We start from the raw sequence: 17,679 nt of genomic DNA, 5'->3' as shown, positions 1-17,679 counted from the left end.
TGTCGGCGGATTGGGGCGCTTTACATGACACCTACGCTCGTGCGGCAGCACCGGACTCACGCGGGCGCGAAACCCCGTGTGGACCTGTGTGCACGCGCGCGTGACTGGTCCGAGATCCAGGAGCGGATGCTGGTGCCGCTCTACGAGGCCGTCTACGAGCGACTCGAGGTCGGGACCGGCACGCGCCTTCTGGCCCTCGGCTGTGGCAGCGGGCTCTCCCTTTTGATGGCCGCTTCCAGAGGCGCGGCCGTCACCGGTGTCGAGCACTCCTCCCCCGAACGGCTCGCCCTGGCGCGGGAGCGGCTGCTGCCGGACACCTGGGGCGCACGCGCGCGTGCGGACGTCCGGATCGTCGACGGTCCGCCCGGTGACCTGGGTGCCGCGGGCGGCGCGGAGACGCCCCCGTACACCCTGGTGACCGCCTTCGAGCCCATCGGGTGGGCGGGCGACTCGGAGGGCGTCGGGGGGCTGCTGCGGGCGGCGATACCGCTCGCCGAGCGCGGGGCGCCCGTGGTGCTCACCGGCTGGGGCCCGCCGGAGCGCTGTGCCACGGCGTCCGTGCTGCGGGTGGCCGGCAAGCTGGCGGATCCGCTGCGCGGCGCGGGCGGCACGCGTCCGGCCCTGCGCGACGGCCTGGAGGAGGTCGCCCAGCGGTCCGGTCTGCGGCCGGACGGCTCGGGGCGGGTCGCCTGTCCCTTCGGGTACGCCGACACGGACAGCGCGCTCAGGGGGCTGCTGTCGACGGGTCTGTTCGACGCGGCGATCACGGCCACCGACCGCACGCAGGTCAACAAGGAGTTGACGGAAGCGCTGCACCCGTATGTGCGCGGCGACGGCACGGTGTGGATGCACAACGTCTTCCGGTACCTGATCGCGCGCGTCCCCTAGGCGACGCGATTGGCCGAAAGCAGCGGGGTCGGCCGGCGTCGCGACGGAATGTCGCGACGCCGGCCGACCCCGGTACGACGCACGGTCAGCCCATGAACTTCTTGAACTCGTCCGGCAGCTCGAAGTCCTGCGGGGCCTGCTGGCCGGGCACGCCGAAGGCGTTGCCGCCCTGAGCCGCGGCGGCCCGCCGGGCGGCCTCCTCCTGCTCCTGCTGCTTGCGCTTCATCGGGTTGCCGGAGCGCTGCTTGCCCTTGGCCTTCTTCGGCTGCTTCTTCGCGCGGCCGGGGCCGCCGCCCATGCCCGGGATGCCCGGCATCCCGGGCATGCCGCCGCCCTGGGCCATGCGGGACATCATCTTGCGGGCCTCGAAGAACCGCTCGACGAGGTTCTTCACCGCGCTGACCTCGACGCCGGAGCCCTTGGCGATACGCGCGCGGCGGGAGCCGTTGATGATCGTCGGGTCCTGGCGCTCGCCCGGCGTCATCGACTTGATGATGGCGGCCGTCCGGTCGACGTCCCGCTCGTCGAGGTTGTTGATCTGGTCCTTGATCTGGCCCATGCCGGGCAGCATCCCGAGCAGCTTCGAGATGGAGCCCATCTTCCTGACCTGCTCCATCTGGGCCAGGAAGTCGTCCAGGGTGAAGTCCTGGCCCTTCTTCGACGCCAGCTTGGAGGCCATCTTCTGGGCCTCTTCCTGGCTGAACGTCTTCTCCGCCTGCTCGATCAGGGTGAGCAGGTCACCCATGTCAAGGATGCGGGAGGCCATCCGGTCCGGGTGGAAGGCGTCGAAGTCCTCGAGCTTCTCGCCGTTCGACGCGAACATGATCGGCTTGCCGGTGACCTGGCGGATCGAGAGGGCGGCACCGCCTCGGGCGTCGCCGTCGAGCTTGGACAGCACCACGCCGTCGAAGCCGACGCCGTCGCGGAAGGCCTCGGCGGTGTTGACCGCGTCCTGGCCGATCATCGCGTCGACGACGAAGAGGATCTCGTCCGGGGAGACGGCGTCGCGGATGTCCGCGGCCTGCTGCATCATCTCCTGGTCGATGCCGAGGCGGCCGGCGGTGTCCACGATCACGATGTCGTGGACCTTGGACTTCGCGAAGTCGATGGAGTCCTTGGCGACCTTCACCGGGTCGCCGACGCCGTTGCCCGGCTCGGGCGCGTACACGGCGACGCCCGCGCGCTCGGCGACGACGCTCAGCTGATTCACGGCGTTCGGGCGCTGGAGGTCGGCGGCGACCAGCAGCGGCGAGTGGCCCTGCTCCTTCAGCCAGTGGCCCAGCTTGCCCGCGAGGGTGGTCTTACCGGCACCCTGCAGACCCGCCAGCATGATCACGGTCGGCGGCTGCTTGGCGAAGCGCAGTCGCCGGGTCTCGCCGCCGAGGATCGTGACGAGTTCGTCGTTGACGATCTTCAGGACCTGCTGCGCCGGGTTCAGCGCGCGGGAGACCTCGGCGCCGAGAGCGCGCTCCTTGACGTTCTTGATGAAGGTGCGCACGACGGGCAGGGCCACGTCCGCCTCGAGCAGCGCGATGCGGATCTCGCGCGCGGTGGCGTCGATGTCCGCCTCGCTCAGACGCCCCTTGCCGCGCAGATTCTTGAAGGTCGCTGAGAGGCGATCGGAGAGAGTGTCGAACACGGCGGCGTCGGTCCTCGGAGTCGGGGGCAGTGTGAGCGTCTTCCAGGGTATCCGGACGCGCAAGACAATCGTCCCCACCCGGCATCTTCCAGGTCACCCCCGCAGGGTCTCCTCCAGCTTCCGGGCCACAGTGGCCGCCTCCTCGCCGGGCAGCGGCGCTCCTTCGGGGCCGGTGACGTAGAAGGCGTCCACGGCGTTCGCGCCGAGTGTGGAGACGTGCATGCTGCGCACCCGCACCTTCGCGTCGTCCAGCGCCCGCCCGATGCGGTGCAGCAGGCCGGGTGCGTCCTGTGCCCGTACCTCGATGACCGTGGCGTGCCGGGAGGCCGCCGAGGCGACCGTGACCCGCGCCGGCGGCGCGACCACGCCCCGGCGGCGCGGGTACGCGGCGTCCCGCTCGGCCAGGCGTCCGGCGATGTCCAGGGAGCCGTCCAGGGCCCGTACGAGATCCGCCCGCAGACGGGCGGCCTGGGGCAGCGAGCCGTATTCGGCGGCGACCCGCCAGTCCAGCAGCAGGACCGAGCCCTCGACGCCGTCGGGCAGGTCCAGGGCGCGCAGCTCGGCCGTGCGGACGGTCAGCCGGTGCATGGCGAGGACCCCGGCGACCGCCGGCAGCACACCCGGCTGGTCCGGTACGGCGATCAGCAGCTCCACGCCCAGCGGTTCGGGGTCGCCGGACGGCTGGTCGTCGGCCGGCGGCTCGGTCTGCGCGCGCAGGGACAGCACGGGGCTGCCGGTGGCGACGGCCTCGATGGCGAGCCGTTCCTGCTCGGCCGTGGGCGCGGCGGCCTCGGGCTCCTCCGGCGCGTCCCCGGCGAGCACCGCGGAGACGCGCTTGACGAGGTCGGCGACGAGCGAACCGCGCCAGGACGACCAGGCCGCCGGCCCGGTGGCCAGCGCGTCCGCCTCCGTGAGCGCGTGCAGCAGCTCCAGCGTGCCCTGCGAGCCGACCGCGTCGGCGACCGATCGCACGGTGGCCGGGTCCTCCAGGTCCCGCCGGGTGGCCGTGTCGACGAGCAGCAGGTGGTGGCGTACCAGGGCCGCGAGTACGGCGACGTCGTCGCGGTCGAAGCCGATGCGGGCGGCGACGTCGCGGGCGATGATCTCGCCGGCCACGGAGTGGTCGCCGGGCCAGCCCTTGCCGATGTCGTGCAGGAGCGCGGCGACCAGGAGGAGGTCGGGGCGGTGGACGCGGCGGGTGAACTCGGAGGCGCGCACGGCCGTTTCGATCAGGTGCCGGTCGACGGTCCAGATGTGCACGGCGTTGCGCTGCGGGCGGCAGCGCACCCGCTCCCAGTCGGGCAGCAGCCGGGTGATCAGGCCCTCCGCCTCCAGCGCCTCCCACACCTCGACGGTCGGGCGGCCCGAGCCGAGCAGGGTGACCAGCTGTTCGCGCGCCTCGGCGGGCCAGGGCGCGGGCAGGGGGCGCGCGACGGACGCCATGCGCCGTACGGCGTGCAGGGAGAGCGGGAGTCCGGCCTGCGCGGCGGCCGCGGCGGCGCGCAGCGGCAGGACCGGATCGCGCTCGGGGCGTGCAGCGCGAGCGAGCACCACCTCGCCGTCCTGCTCCACAACGCCCTCCGCCAGGGGCGAGCGCTCGGCGACCGGCTTTCCGCCGCCCAGCATGGCGCGCAGCCGCGGCCGCACGGCGCGCGATCGCAGCACACGCCCCACCTCGCGCCAGGTGACGTCACTGGCGTAGCTGATGACGCGTGCGGCCTCGTAGACCTGGCGCAGGAGGGTGTCGGCGTCCAGCAGGCCCAGCTCGGCGGCGACCTGGTCCTGTTCCTGGAGGGCGAGCCGGTCGGTGGCGCGTCCGGTGGCGAGGTGGAGCGCGTCGCGGACGTCGAGGAGCCGGCGCCGGGCGTCGTCGAGGCCCTCGCGGGGGGCGTCGGCGAGCCAGGATGCGGCGACGGCGCGCAGGGCGGTGGCGTCGCGCAGGCCCCCGCGGGCCTCCTTCAGGTCGGGTTCGAGGAGGTACTGCAGCTCGCCCTGGCGTTCGGCGCGCTCGGAACAGAGCTCCTGGAGTTCGGGCAGGCGTTTGGGCGCCTGGTTGCGCCAGTCGGCGAGGACGGCCGTGCGCAGGCCGGCCGTCAGGCCCAGGTCGCCGGCGATGTGGCGGGCGTCCAGGAGGCCGAGTTGGACTTTCAGATCCTCTCCGGCCGTCTTGCGCGCCTCCGCCGGGGTGCGCACGGAATGGTCCAGGGAGAGGCCGAGGTCCCAGACGGGGTACCAGATGCGGTCGGCCAGGGCGGCGACCGCCTTGGGGTCGCCGCCGTCGTGGAGGAGGAGCAGGTCGAGGTCGCTGCGCGGGGACAGTTCGCCGCGGCCGTAGCCGCCGACGGCGACCAGCGAGGCGCCGCGCAGTCCCTCGGCGCCGGCGGCGAACAGGCCGGTCAGCCATTCGTCCGTCAGCTCCGACAGGCCCGTACGGCGCGGCGGCCCGGACCGCGCCTCCTCCGTGAGGAGACGCAGCCGGGCCGCCGCGTAGCCGCTGGGTCCCGAGTCCTCTGCTTCGTTGTGCACGTCCGTACTCGACACCCGGCAGCTCCTGTTCTTCTTCTGTCAGAGCGCGTCGGGGCCGCGCTCGCCGGTCCGGACCCGGACGGCCGTCTCGACCGGGATCGACCAGACCTTGCCGTCACCGATCTTGCCCGTTCGGGCCGCCTTCACGACGACGTCGATCAGCTGTTCGGCGTCGTCGTCCTCGGCCAGTACCTCGATGCGGATCTTGGGTACCAGGTCGACGGTGTACTCGGCACCGCGGTAGACCTCGGTGTGGCCGCGCTGACGACCGTAGCCGCTCGCCTCGGTGACCGTCAGGCCGTGGACTCCGAAGGCCTGGAGGGCCTCCTTGATCTCGTCGAGCCGGTGGGGCTTGACGACGGCGGTGATGAGCTTCATGCGTCCACCTTCTTGCTCGCGGCACCGACACCGGCCGGAACCGTGCTCTTGACCGCGCCGCCACCGGCGCCGCTGAAGTCGTATGCGGTCTCGGCGTGCTCGGCCTGGTCGATGCCGGAGACCTCCTCGTCCTCGCTGACCCGCATGCCGATGGTCTTGTCGAGGATGAAGGCGAGGATCGCGGAGGCGATCAGCGAGTAGGCGAGGACACCGAAGACACCGGCGCACTGGATCCAGAACTGGTGCATGCCGCCGCCGTAGAACAGGCCCTTGACGTCGGACTGGCCCTTGCCGCTGGCGAACAGACCGATCAGCAGGGAGCCCGCGATACCGCCGACCATGTGGACACCGACGACGTCGAGCGAGTCGTCGTAGCCGAACTTGAACTTCAGGCCCACGGCCGCGGCGCACAGGACACCGGCGATGGCGCCGACGGCGATCGCGCCGAGCGGGGAGACGGCACCACCCGACGGGGTGATGGCGACGAGGCCCGCGACGGCACCGGAGGCGGCGCCCAGCGTGGTGAACGCGCCGTGGCGGATCTTCTCGTAGGCGAGCCAGGCGAGCATGGCGGCGCCGGTGGCGATCTGGGTGTTGACGAACATCAGCGGGCCGACGCCGTCGTCGTTGCCGAGCCAGGAGCCGGCGTTGAAGCCGAACCAGCCGAACCACAGCAGACCGGCGCCGAGCATGACCAGCGGGAGGCTGTGCGGGCGCATCGGGTCCTTCTTGAAGCCGACGCGCTTGCCGATGACCAGGATGACGCCGAGCGCCGCTGCGCCGGCGTTGATGTGGACCGCGGTACCACCGGCGAAGTCGATCACACCGAGCTCGAAGGCCCAGCCGCCGGTGCCCCAGACCCAGTGCGCGACCGGGAAGTAGACGATCGTGGCCCACAGGACGAGGAAGAGGGTCCAGGCGCTGAACTTCACCCGGTCCGCGAGCGCGCCGCTTATCAGGGCGGGCGTGATGATCGCGAACATCATCTGGAAGACGGCGAAGACGAACACCGGGATGGTGTAGCCCGGCCAGAGGTCCATCTTGTCGATGCCGGACCAGCCGACGTAGTCGCCGGTCCAGCCGATCAGTGAGCCCTTGTCGGTGCCGAAGCTCATGGAGAAGCCGTAGAGCACCCACAGGATGGTCACGACACCCATGCTGATGAAGCTCATCATCAGCATGTTCAGGGTGCTCTTGACGCGGACCATGCCTCCGTAGAAGAAGGCAAGACCGGGGGTCATGATCAGCACGAGCGCGGATGCGATGAGCATGAAGCCCGTGTTCGCGGATGACAGCTTGGGTGCCTCCGCGGCAAGCGTGATGGCGGCTGATGCCATCGGCGTCTCCTCGTCGGTTGGTACGGCCCCGTGCGGGTCGGAGCGTGTGAGCGGTCCGGTCGTGAGGGGTGGGCCGGTTATGCGCCATGAGATTGGCGCAGCGCGGTTTCGGTGGAAGCCCCTGGTTGTTTCACCGGAGTGACGAAGACGCCCTGCGTGTTACGGATCGATGAATTGCCGGATGCCCGGCCGGGCGATCGTTATCGTGGCGCAACCTTCGAGGAAGGCGAAAACCGGCCGCGGCAGGCCTTCCGATGACCTGGCACGGGGGAGCCGAGTCGGGCAGTTCGGGAGGGCCGGCCGCGGCCGGGGTTCAGGGAGATCAGACCGCTTCGGCGGTCTCGGGGAGCTCGATCGCGAGCTTCTCCGTGAGATCGACGACCTCGGCGAGGTCGCCGAAGTCGCGTACAGCCGTGTCGACGGTCTTTCGGATACGAGTGTTGACTCGCTCCGAGCGGACCTTCTTGGCGATGTGCATGGCCTGCCCGGCCAGCACCGCGCTCTGCTCGGGCTCGCGTCGCAGCAGGTGCACGGTGGCCATGCCGATCAGGTTGAGCGCGTACGACCGCTGGTGCTCGGAGTCCTGGGCGAACAGCTCGACGGCCCGCTGCATGAGGGGCTCGGACAGGGACGCGTAGGTGGGGCTGCGGCCGGCGACGTAGGCGAGGTCGCGGTAGGAGTGGCTGTTCTCGCCGTACAGCTCGGCCTCGGAGAAGAAGCGGATCCAGTCGGGGTCCGGCTCGTCCCACTCGTCGACCTCGCCGTAGGTGTCCTCGGCCATCCGCACCGCCCGTTTGCACTTGCCGGGCTGCCCCATGTTGGCGTAGGCGCGGGCCTCCATCGCATACAGCATCGACTGGGTGCGCGGACTCGCGCAGTCGCGGCTGCCGTACTGCGCGAGGTGGATCAGCTCCAGGGCGTCGTCGGGCCGGCCGAGGTGGATCATCTGGCGGCTCATGCTGGAGAGGATGTACGAGCCGAGCGGCCGGTCGCCGGCCTCCTTGGCGGCGTGCAGGGCGAGGACGAAATACTTCTGCGCGGTGGGCTGCAGGCCGACGTCGTACGACATCCAGCCCGCGAGCTCCGCCAGTTCGGCGGCGACCTTGAACAGCCGGCGGGTGGTGGTCTCGGGCTGGGGTTCCTGGAGGAGGTCGGTGACCTCGTGCAGCTGACCGACGACCGCCTTGCGGCGCAGGCCGCCGCCGCACTGGGCGTCCCACTGGCGGAACATCACCGTGGTGGACTCCAGGAGGTCCAGCTCGGGCTTGGACAGCCGGCCGGGGCGGCGGCTCGCGGCGGACTGCTCGGCCTCCGGCTGCGGGGCCTGGGGGCCGGGCACCAGCCAGCGCTGCATCGGCTCGATGAGGGACGGGCCCGCGGACAGCACCAGCGAGGTCCCGAGGAAGCCGCGCCGCGCCAGCATCAGGTCGCTGCGCGAGAACTCGCTGAGCAACGCCACCGTCTGGGGACCCGTCCAGGGCAGGTCGACGCCGGTCGCGGAGGGCGACTGGCGTGCGGCGCGCAGGCCGAGGTCCTCGACAGAGACCACGCAGCCGAAGCGCTCGGAGAACAGGTCGGACAGGATCCTGGGGATGGGCTCGCGCGGGTTCTCGCCGTCCAGCCAGCGGCGGACCCGGGAGGTGTCGGTGGAGATGTGGTTGGCACCCAACTGGCGTGCCCTGCGGTTGACTTGGCGGGCGAGTTCACCCTTCGACCAGCCGCTGCGCACGAACCAGGATGTGAGCAGCTCGTTCGGGCGCTTGTCCGTGCTGGTCGCGGTTGTCCCGCTTCCGCCGTTGCCGCTCACTGGAACGCCCCCATCCCTGAGACCACTTGTCGCTGAGTGCGCCAAGCCCTATCAGAATGCCGGTAAATAGGGCCTCGCGTCCGCCGGTTGTCACCCTTCGAACGGAAAGCCGACTTGCCTCCGGCATACCCACGAGTGCATGTGCCCCCAGGCCTCGCACACTCAAAGTAATCCCACGATCACGCGTTCAGCCATGGCGATCCCGGAAACGCCACCATTCGCCACCCCATCGAATGAACTAACGGTGGCCTTCACGCGATTCACTTGACATAGGACGGCCGGGAGTAGGCGGAGCGATGCACTCAGGGGCGCACGCCGCCGAGTTCACCACCCGGGGCACTTCGGAGCGCCGCCTGGACCGAGCGGATCCGGTGACTCGGAAACACGCAGAGTCACGTTCCGCATCCGCGTCGTAACCACCGACGCGTCGGACACGTTGGAGGAGGTATGGGCTTCACGATCGGCGGCATCCGGGAAATCCGCTCCGGCACACGCAGGCGCGGTCGTTCCTCGGAGTGCACCACCGCGGTCGCCGAGTTCACCGGCCTGTGGGGCTGGGACGTCGTGGCGGGGGCACGGGCCGCCGCGGGCGCCTGCTCCTGCGGCCGGGCGGACTGTGGGGCGCCGGGGGCGCACCCGCTCGAGTTCGCGCCCCATGTCCCGGCCGGCGCCACCCTCGACGAGGTCACCAAGACCTGGGGCGAGTTCCCCGGGGCGGCGGTGATGCTCCCCGTCGGCCGGGCCTTCGACGTCATCGAGCTCGCCGAGACCGCCGGCCGCAACGCCCTGGTCCGCCTTGAGCGCATGGGCCTCCCCCTCGGCCCGGTCGCCGCCACGCCGGACGGCCGCGCGCACTTCTTCGTCGCCCCGGGCGCCGCGGCCGAACTCCCCGACCTGCTGTACCGCATGGGCTGGGACGACCCCGCCGCCCTCGACCTGCGCGGCCTCGGCCCCGGCACGTACATCACGGCCCCGCCGTCGGACCGGGGCGGGCTGGGTCCGGTGCGCTGGCTGCGACCCCCGGCCCTGGACTCGGCGACCCGGCCACCGGCGGCCCGCCTGCTGCTGGGAACACTGGCCTACGTGGCACACCGGTCACGGGCGTAGCCCCCCGCGCACGGCGAAGCGCCCGCCTCCCGGAACGTACCTCGGGAGACGGGCGCTTCTCGGACCACGTACCGGACTCGGCAGGTGGTGGGGTCACTCCCCGATAAGGGCGTCAACGAACGCCTCCGGCTCGAACGGCGCCAGGTCGTCGGCGCCCTCCCCCAGCCCGATCAGCTTGACCGGCACGCCCAGCTCGCGCTGCACGGCGACCACGATGCCGCCCTTGGCCGTGCCGTCCAGCTTGGTCAGGACGATGCCGGTGATGTCGACGACCTCGGCGAACACGCGGGCCTGGACGAGACCGTTCTGCCCGGTGGTGGCGTCGAGGACGAGCAGCACCTCGTCGAGCGGCGCGTGCTTCTCCACGACCCGCTTGACCTTGCCGAGCTCGTCCATGAGGCCGGTCTTGGTGTGCAGGCGGCCGGCGGTGTCGATGAGCACGACGTCCGAGCCCATCTCCTTGCCCTCCTTCACCGCGTCGAAGGCCACGGAGGCGGGGTCGCCGCCCTCCGGCCCGCGCACGGTGTAGGCGCCGACCCGCTCGCCCCAGGTCTGCAACTGGTCGGCGGCGGCGGCACGGAAGGTGTCGGCGGCGCCGAGCACGACGGAGCGGCCGTCCGCCACCAGGACGCGCGCGAGCTTGCCGGTGGTGGTGGTCTTGCCGGTGCCGTTGACGCCGACGACCATGACGATGCCGGGCTTGCTGGTCGCCGGCTCGGTCTTCACCGTACGGTCCATGTCGGGGCCGACCAGCTTCAGCAGCTCACCGCGCAGCAGGCCGCGCAGCTCCTCGGGGGTACGGGTGCCGAGCACCCTCACGCGCTCGCGCAGGCCCTCGACCAGCTCCTGGGTGGGCTGCACACCGACGTCGGCGGCGAGCAGGATGTCCTCGATCTCCTCCCAGGTGTCCTCGTCGAGGTGCTCGCGCGACAGGAGCGTGAGCAGACCCTTGCCGAGCGCGTTCTGGGAGCGGGAGAGTCGGGTGCGGAGGCGCACGAGCCGGCCGGCGGTCGGCTCGGGCACCTCGATCTCGGGGACTTCCAGAGCCGGCGGTTCCTCGACGACGACCGGCGCCGAGCCGTCCGGAAGATCCACCTCCTCTATCGTCCGGCGCGGTTCGTCGCGCGGCGTCTCGGCCTCGTCGCCGACGTGCGGCTCGGCCGGCGGGGCGGTGATGTCGGGCGCGGCGGGCGGTGGCGGGGGCAGCGACTTCTTGCGCCGGCTGCCGACGACGAGCCCGCCGAGCGCGCCGAGCACGACCACGGCGATGACTACAGCAAGGATGACGGTTTCCATAACCCGTCCAGTATCGGCCATGGCCCAGGCCGGGCCCAGAGCGGATTGCGTGCCGGTCTCGTGGGTTCCTCCAAAGAGCCGCCCGTCCGGGGCGGAGGCGGCTTGCGCACCCATGGCGATCTGACGCTGTGTCAGCTAACGTCCCCCGCACATCCGCCCGGCGAAGGGGACCCCCATGCCCGTCACGGTCGTACGCTTCAACCTCGTCGCGCCCGGTGCCACCCCCGCCGACCTGGGCGCCCGCTACCGGGCCGCCCTGGAGATGGCCGCCTACGCGGACCGGCAGGGGATCACCACCGTGCAGACGGAGGAGCACCACGGCGTCGCGAACAACTGGCTGCCGTCGCCGTTCGCCTTCGCGGCCGCCGTGTTCGGGGCGACCAGCCGGATCGCGGTGACGGTCTCGGCGGTGATCGGCCCGCTGCACGACCCGCTCAGGATGGCGGAGGAGATCGCCGTACTGGACCTGCTGAGCGGCGGACGGCTGGTCACGGTCGCCGGGATCGGTTACCGCCCCGAGGAGTACGCGCTCTTCGACGTCGACTGGAAGCGCCGCGGAAAGCTCCAGGACGAGCTGCTGGAGACGCTGCTGAAGGCCTGGAGCGGCGAGGAGTTCGAGTACCGGGGCCGTACGGTACGGGTCACCCCGCGCCCCTTCACCGAGCCGCACCCCCTGCTGCTGGTCGGGGGCTCCTCCAAGGCCGCCGCCCGCCGCGCCGCCCGTCTCGGCCTGCCCTTCTTCCCCAGCGCCCACCTCCCCGAGCTGGAGACGTACTACAAGGAACGGCTCGTCGAGTACGGCACCGAGGGCTGGACCATGATGCCGACCTCCGAGACCCCGCTCCTGCACATCGCCGACGACCCCGACCGGGCATGGGGGACCTACGGCGAGCACTTCCTGCACGAGGCGCGGACCTACGCCTCCTGGCAGTCCGGCGACATCCGCTCGGCGGTGAAGTCGGCGGCGACGACCGTGGACGAACTGCGCGCGGAGGGCGTGTACCGGATTCTGACGCCGGACCAGTGCGTGGAGCAGGGGTTGGACAACCTCGTCCTGCATCCGCTGGTGGGCGGGATGCCGCTGGAGGAGGGGTGGCGCAGCCTGCGCCTGTTCGCGGAGCGGGTGTTGCCGGGGCTGGAGGACTGAGCCGGGCGACATCCCGCCATCCCCGGGCCGGGGCGGCGTCCCGTGCGCCACGCACCGCCGCCCCCGTCCGGACGGTGGGTCCGGGCGGGGGCGGCGACGATACGGGGAGAGGGGCAGCGGGGACTTGGCCCTTCTCCCCGAGTCGGTGAGGGCGTTCAGCCCATCTCCTCCAGCGTCTTGCCCTTCGTCTCCTTGACGAACTTGAGGACGAACGGCACGGAGAGCGCGGCGAAGACCGTGTAGATCACGTAGGTCGCGGAGAGATTCCAGTCGGACAGCGACGGGAAGCTCGCGGTGATGGCCCAGTTGGCGATCCACTGCGCGGAGGCGGCCACGCCCAGCGCGGCGGCACGGATCTTGTTCGGGAACATCTCGCCGAGCATGACCCAGACGACCACACCCCAGGACAGGGCGAAGAAGAGGACGAAGACGTGGGCGGCGATCAGGGCGGTCCAGCCCTGCGCGGCCGGCAGCTTGCCGTCGACGAGGTCGAAGGAGAAGGCCCAGGCCTCCAGCGCGAGGCCGATCACCATGCCGACGGAGCCGATGATGGCGAGCGGACGGCGGCCGACGCGGTCCACGAAGATCATCGCGATGACGGTGCCGATGATGTTGATGATCGACGTGGTGAAGGAGTAGAAGAACGAGTCCGTCGGGTCGACGCCGACCGACTGCCACAGCGTCGAGGAGTAGTAGAACGCGACGTTGATGCCGACGAACTGCTGGAAGACCGACAGGCCGATGCCGACCCAGACGATCGGCTTGAAGAAGAAGCCGCCGCCGAGCAGGTCCTTGAACGTGGACTGGTGCTCGCTCTTCATGGCGTGCTCGATCTCGGCGACCCGGGCGTGCAGGTCGGTGTTCTCACCCTCGACCTCGGCGAGGATCTCCCGGGCCTTCTCGCGCTTGCCGACGGAGATCAGGAAGCGGGGGGACTCGGGGATGGCGAGGGAGAGCAGGCCGTACAGGACGGCCGGGACCACCATGACGCCGAGCATGACCTGCCAGGCCTCCAGGCCCATCAGCTTGCCGCGCTGGTCGCCGTCGGCAGCGTTGAGCAGGCCCCAGTTGACCAGCTGGGAGATGGCGATGCCGATGACGATCGCCGCCTGCTGGAAGGAGCCGAGCCGGCCGCGGTAGGCCGGCGGGGCGACCTCGGCGATGTAGGCGGGGCCGATGACCGAGGCCATGCCGATGGCGAAGCCGCCGACGACCCGCCAGAAGGCGAAGTCCCACAGCGCGAAGGGCAGCGCCGAGCCGACGGCGCTGACCGTGAACAGCACGGCGGCGATCTGCATGACCCGGATGCGGCCGATCCGGTCGGCTATGCGGCCGGCGGTCGCGGCGCCGATGGCGCAGCCGATCAGGGCGATGGCGATGACCTGCGCGAGCGCCGCGGAGCCGATGTCGTAGCGGTCACGGATGGCTTCGACGGCGCCGTTGATCACGGAACTGTCGTAGCCGAAGAGGAAACCGCCCATCGCGGCCGCGGCCGCGATGAAGATGACATGCCCGAGATGATCGGGATGAGCCGTTGCGGCTCCGGACTTCTGTGTCTGCGCTGTGGTCACGCGTTCAACTCCTCGGGCCACCGGCAACGCTGCCGGGTGGGGGACCCTTCCAGGTAGGTGCCACCTGAAGGTAAAAGCAACGTTGCCGAGACTATGCCTTCAAGTTTCGAAGTCAAAGGGCCCAGGTGTGAGTTTTTTGCGCAGGCGTAATGGTCAAGTGTTCAAGTCTTGAAGAGATGCGGTGGCGGGCGGCGCTCAGCGCAGCCGCTGGCTGATGACCTTCGACACGCCGTCGCCCTGCATGGAGACGCCGTAGAGCGCGTCGGCGACCTCCATCGTGCGCTTCTGGTGGGTGATCACGATCAGCTGGGAGGCCTCCTGCAGCTCCTGCATGATCCGGATCAGCCGCTGCAGGTTGGTGTCGTCGAGCGCCGCCTCGACCTCGTCCATGACGTAGAACGGGCTCGGCCGGGCCTTGAAGATCGACACCAGCAACGCCACGGCGGTGAGCGAGCGCTCGCCACCGGAGAGCAGGCTCAGCCGCTTGACCTTCTTGCCCGGCGGACGCGCCTCCACGTCCACGCCCGTGGTGAGCATGTTGTCCGGGTCGGTCAGGACGAGCCGGCCCTCACCCCCGGGGAAGAGCCTGCTGAAGACGCCCTCGAACTCCTGGGCGGTGTCCCGGTAGGCCTCGGTGAAGACCTGCTCGACGCGCTCGTCGACCTCCTTGACGACCTGCAGCAGGTCGGCGCGGGTCTTCTTCAGGTCCTCCAACTGCTCGCTGAGGAACTTGTGGCGCTCCTCCAGCGCGGCGAACTCCTCCAGCGCCAGCGGGTTGACCTTGCCGAGCTGCTGGTAGGCCCGCTCGGCCGCCTTGAGCCGCCGCTCCTGCTCGGCCCGGTGGAACGGCTTCGGCCGGTTGCGCGGGTGCTCGGGATCCTCGGGCAGCTCCTCGCCCTCGGCGGGCGGGGAGGGCGGTACGAGCTGGTGGGGGCCGTACTCGGAGACGAGCCCCGCCGGCTCCACGCCCAGCTCCTCCAGCGCCTTGGTCTCCAGCTGCTCGATCCGCATCCGCTTCTCGGCGCCGAGGACCTCACCCCGGTGGACGGAGTCGGTGAGCTTGTCGAGCTCGGCCTTGAGGTCGCGGCCGGCGGTGCGGGCCGCTGTGAGCTCCTGCTCCCGGCGGGCCTTGGCGGCCTCGGCTGCCGTGCGCTCCTCCTCGGCGCGGCGCAGGGACACCTCGACGTGCGCGAGCAGCTGGCGCGCACCGGCGGCGACGGCCTCGGCGACGGCCGCCTCGTGCCGCAGCCGCGCCCGCCGCTGCTCGGCACGCGCGCGTGCGTCGCGCTCCGCTCGGGCGGCCCGGTCGAGGGAGTCGGCACGGCCGGCCAGCCCCTTCACCCGCTCCTCGTGCGTACGGACCTGGAGGCGGGCCTCCATCTCGGTCTGGCGGGCGTTGGCGCCGTCGGCGGCGAGGCGGTCGCGGACCGAGGTGTCGGGCTCCTCCTCGACCGGCATCTCCTCCGCGACGGCGAGGCGCTCGGCGAGTTCCTCGACCTCCTCCAGGGCCCTGTCGAGGGCTTCCTGGGCACGGGCCGCCGCCGCGGCGGAGCGCTCCGCCTCGCCGGCCGCGCCTCTGGCCTGGCCGGCGAGGCGGCCCAGCTGCTGGGCCACGGCCGACTTCTCCCGGTCGGCGGCCCGGCGGCGCTCACCGAGTTCCTCCACGAGGGCGGCGCACTCCCTGCGGCGTTGCTGCGCCGCGTGCTGGGCCTCGGTGAGGGTCTCGCAGCGGACTTCCAGCTCTTCCAGTTCCGCGGCTGCCTCGTCCACGGAGGCCTGTACTTCCAGCAGGCTCGGAGCGCCCGCGGAGCCGCCGTGGGCGAAGTGTGCTCCGAGGAGGTCGCCTTCGGCGGTGACGGCGGTGAGGTGGGGGTTGGCGTAAACGAGGTCTTGGGCGTCTTCGAGAGTGGCGACGATCACGATGCCGTGGAGGAGGCGGCGGACGGCGGGCAGGAGGTGGGAGGGGGCGCGAACCAGGTCTGCGGCGTGCGAGTGTGTGGCGTCTTCGGGTCCGTCGTGGCTGGTCGCGCAGTTCCCCGCGCCCCTTTGCGGCGCGTCTTCGCCAGCCCCTGCCAAGAGGAATGACGCCCGTCCGCCGTCGTGCTTGCGCAGCAGGCGGATCGCCTCCGCCGCCGCGGACGGGGAGGTGACCGCCAGTGCGTCCGCCGCCGCACCGAACGCCGCCGCCAGGGCCACCTCGTACCCCGGTGTCACCGTCAGCAGTTCGGCGGCCGGGCCCAGCAGGCCGGAGAGACGATCCTTCGCTTCCAGCAGCGCGCCCGTGCCGTCCTTGCGGCGCAGGCCGAGTGCGAGCGCCTCGTGGCGGGCCCGGGTCGCCGCGCGCCTGCGTTCCGCCGTCGTGGCCGCCTCGCGGGCCGCGCCCAGCTGTGTCTCCGCCTCGGCCAGCGCGGCCTTCGCCGCCTCGTGCCGCTCGGCCAGCTCCGTGTCGCCGGCGTCGAGTTCGTCGACCTCGGCCTTCAGGGCCTCGTACTCCTCCTGCGCGGCGACGGCACGCTCCTGGGCCTCGTCCCGCGCCGCGGCCAGGCGGTCGATCTCGGCCTGGGCCGAGGCGGCGCGCGAGCGGGCCGCGTTGACCTGTCCGCCCAGCCGGGCGAGGCCCTCGCGGCGGTCGGCGATGGCTCGGGCGACGTCCTTCAGGCGCCGCTCCTCCTGCGCGAGTTCGCGTTCCAGCTCGGCGCGGTGCGCGACGGTGTCCTCCAGGGCGCGCTCGGCCGCCTCCAGGGCCGCTTCGAGTTCGGCCTCCTGCTCCCGGATGCGGGCCGCCTCGCGTTCCATGTCCTCGGGGTCGCGTCCGCGCCGCTCCTCAGGGGGCGCGGAGGTGGCGCTCTTGACGCGGGCGTCGGCCAGCGAGATCGTGCCGCGGACGCGTTCGGCGAGCTGGGAGAGCTCGTACCAGGTCTGCTGGGCCCTCTGCAGGCGCGGGGCGAGCCGGCGGACCTCGTCCTCCAGCAGGCCCTCGCGCTGCAGGGCCTTCCTCAGCTCCTGCTCCGCGGCCTCCTTGCGCTCCTTCAGCGCGGCCTCGTCCGCGACCTCGGTCTGCAGCGCCTGGCGCAGTCGTACGAGATCGTCGGCCAGCAGGCGCAGCCGGGCGTCGCGGAGGTCGGCCTGGATGACGGCGGCCCGGCGGGCCACGGCGGCCTGGCGGCCCAGGGGCTTGAGCTGGCGGCGGAGTTCGTCGGTCAGGTCCTGCACGCGCGCGAGGTTGGCCTGCATCGCGTCCAGCTTGCGCAGGGCCTTCTCCTTGCGCTTGCGGTGCTTCAGGACGCCTGCCGCCTCCTCGATGAAGGCGCGGCGGCCCATGGGGTCGGCGTGCAGGACGGAGTCGAGCTGGCCCTGGCCGACGATGACGTGCATCTCGCGGCCGATGCCGGAGTCGGAGAGGAGTTCCTGGATGTCCAGCAGGCGGCAGGTGTCGCCGTTGATCTGGTACTCGCTGCCGCCGTTGCGGAACATGATCCGCGTGATCGTGACCTCGGCGTACTCGATGGGCAGGGCGCCGTCGGAGTTGTCGACGGTCAGGGACACCTCGGCGCGGCCCAGTGGCGGGCGGCCGGTGGTGCCGGCGAAGATGACGTCCTCCATCTTGCCGCCGCGCAGCGATTTGGCACCCTGTTCGCCCATCACCCAGCTGAGGGCGTCGACGACGTTGGACTTGCCCGAGCCGTTGGGCCCCACGACACACGTGATGCCGGGCTCGAACCGGAGCGTGGTCGCCGAGGCGAACGACTTGAACCCCCGGAGGGTCAGGGCCTTGAGGTGCACGCCGCCGGACTCTACCTCCCGCCGGTGTCTCACTCCATGAACCCGCGGTTTCGCCCTTGAACGTGCAGGGCACACCAAACGTTAAAGAGAGTGAAAGGGTGCGGGGGAAAGAAAGAAGGGACGCCGAAGCGTCCCTTGCAAATCTGACAACTCAGCGGTTGATACGGGCAGCCCAACCCCTGCTGTCATGGTGTGATGCA

The 17,679-nt window shown here is 71.4% G+C and carries 11 protein-coding genes; 3 read left to right on the top strand and 8 right to left on the bottom strand.

Annotated elements, in window-relative coordinates; all coding sequences use genetic code 11:
• Positions 1 to 24: 24 nt before the first annotated feature.
• Positions 25 to 888, top strand: a complete 864-nt coding sequence (locus FBY22_RS05335) for a class I SAM-dependent methyltransferase (protein WP_142142727.1) — start codon at positions 25 to 27, stop codon at positions 886 to 888.
• Positions 889 to 973: 85 nt separating this feature from the next.
• Here FBY22_RS05335 and ffh read toward each other — a convergent pair whose 3' ends face one another.
• The 5 genes from ffh to FBY22_RS05310 all read right to left on the bottom strand — a co-directional run bounded on the left by ffh (position 974) and on the right by FBY22_RS05310 (position 8,575).
• Positions 974 to 2,527 (bottom strand): signal recognition particle protein, encoded by a 1,554-nt coding sequence (gene ffh / locus FBY22_RS05330; protein ID WP_142142726.1) that lies wholly within the window; start codon positions 2,525 to 2,527, stop codon positions 974 to 976.
• Between the two features lie 93 nt (positions 2,528 to 2,620).
• Complete coding sequence (locus tag FBY22_RS05325) at positions 2,621 to 5,068, bottom strand: [protein-PII] uridylyltransferase (protein WP_142142725.1); 2,448 nt, start codon at positions 5,066 to 5,068, stop codon at positions 2,621 to 2,623.
• A gap of 24 nt (positions 5,069 to 5,092) precedes the next feature.
• Entirely contained in the window at positions 5,093 to 5,431 is a 339-nt protein-coding gene (locus FBY22_RS05320; protein WP_054235369.1) for a P-II family nitrogen regulator, read from the bottom strand.
• Entirely contained in the window at positions 5,428 to 6,768 is a 1,341-nt protein-coding gene (locus FBY22_RS05315; RefSeq protein ID WP_142142724.1) for an ammonium transporter, read from the bottom strand. Before FBY22_RS05315 ends, FBY22_RS05320 begins: the two co-directional genes overlap by 4 nt.
• A gap of 322 nt (positions 6,769 to 7,090) precedes the next feature.
• Positions 7,091 to 8,575 carry a hypothetical protein gene (locus FBY22_RS05310; protein WP_142142723.1) on the bottom strand — a complete coding sequence of 495 codons (1,485 nt, stop codon included), beginning with the start codon at positions 8,573 to 8,575 and terminating at the stop codon, positions 7,091 to 7,093.
• A gap of 447 nt (positions 8,576 to 9,022) precedes the next feature.
• Here FBY22_RS05310 and FBY22_RS05305 point away from each other — a divergent pair, with 447 nt between their 5' ends.
• Positions 9,023 to 9,682 carry a bifunctional DNA primase/polymerase gene (locus FBY22_RS05305; RefSeq protein WP_142142722.1) on the top strand — a complete coding sequence of 220 codons (660 nt, stop codon included), beginning with the start codon at positions 9,023 to 9,025 and terminating at the stop codon, positions 9,680 to 9,682.
• Positions 9,683 to 9,775: 93 nt separating this feature from the next.
• Here the strand turns inward: FBY22_RS05305 and ftsY are convergent, their stop codons facing one another.
• On the bottom strand, positions 9,776 to 10,978 hold the full coding sequence (gene ftsY / locus FBY22_RS05300) for a signal recognition particle-docking protein FtsY (protein WP_142142721.1): 1,203 nt from the start codon (positions 10,976 to 10,978) through the stop codon (positions 9,776 to 9,778).
• 175 nt (positions 10,979 to 11,153) lie between these two features.
• Between ftsY and FBY22_RS05295 the strand changes: the two genes are divergently transcribed.
• On the top strand, positions 11,154 to 12,125 hold the full coding sequence (locus FBY22_RS05295; RefSeq protein ID WP_142142720.1) for an LLM class flavin-dependent oxidoreductase: 972 nt from the start codon (positions 11,154 to 11,156) through the stop codon (positions 12,123 to 12,125).
• A 155-nt stretch (positions 12,126 to 12,280) separates the two neighbouring features.
• On the opposite strand, the gene FBY22_RS05290 is transcribed toward FBY22_RS05295, so the two are convergent.
• On the bottom strand, positions 12,281 to 13,606 hold the full coding sequence (locus tag FBY22_RS05290) for a sugar porter family MFS transporter (RefSeq protein ID WP_399211436.1): 1,326 nt from the start codon (positions 13,604 to 13,606) through the stop codon (positions 12,281 to 12,283).
• Positions 13,607 to 13,891: 285 nt separating this feature from the next.
• Positions 13,892 to 17,479 carry a chromosome segregation protein SMC gene (gene smc / locus FBY22_RS05285; RefSeq protein ID WP_142142718.1) on the bottom strand — a complete coding sequence of 1,196 codons (3,588 nt, stop codon included), beginning with the start codon at positions 17,477 to 17,479 and terminating at the stop codon, positions 13,892 to 13,894.
• Between the last annotated feature and the right edge of the window lie 200 nt (positions 17,480 to 17,679).

This window comes from Streptomyces sp. SLBN-31 (genome assembly GCF_006715395.1).
In the GTDB taxonomy this organism is placed as follows: Bacteria; Actinomycetota; Actinomycetes; order Streptomycetales; family Streptomycetaceae; genus Streptomyces.
Note: the sequence above shows the minus strand (reverse complement) of the source record. Positions and strands in the feature narration are given on the sequence as shown.

Coding starts and splice junctions, on each gene's coding strand:
- FBY22_RS05335 (WP_142142727.1), top strand. CDS start 25: ATGACACCTACGCTCGTGCGGCAGCACCGGACTCACGCGGGCGCGAAA.
- FBY22_RS05320 (WP_054235369.1), bottom strand. CDS start 5,431: ATGAAGCTCATCACCGCCGTCGTCAAGCCCCACCGGCTCGACGAGATC.
- FBY22_RS05315 (WP_142142724.1), bottom strand. CDS start 6,768: ATGGCATCAGCCGCCATCACGCTTGCCGCGGAGGCACCCAAGCTGTCA.
- FBY22_RS05305 (WP_142142722.1), top strand. CDS start 9,023: ATGGGCTTCACGATCGGCGGCATCCGGGAAATCCGCTCCGGCACACGC.
- ftsY (WP_142142721.1), bottom strand. CDS start 10,978: ATGGAAACCGTCATCCTTGCTGTAGTCATCGCCGTGGTCGTGCTCGGC.
- FBY22_RS05295 (WP_142142720.1), top strand. CDS start 11,154: ATGCCCGTCACGGTCGTACGCTTCAACCTCGTCGCGCCCGGTGCCACC.
- FBY22_RS05290 (WP_399211436.1), bottom strand. CDS start 13,606: ATGGGCGGTTTCCTCTTCGGCTACGACAGTTCCGTGATCAACGGCGCC.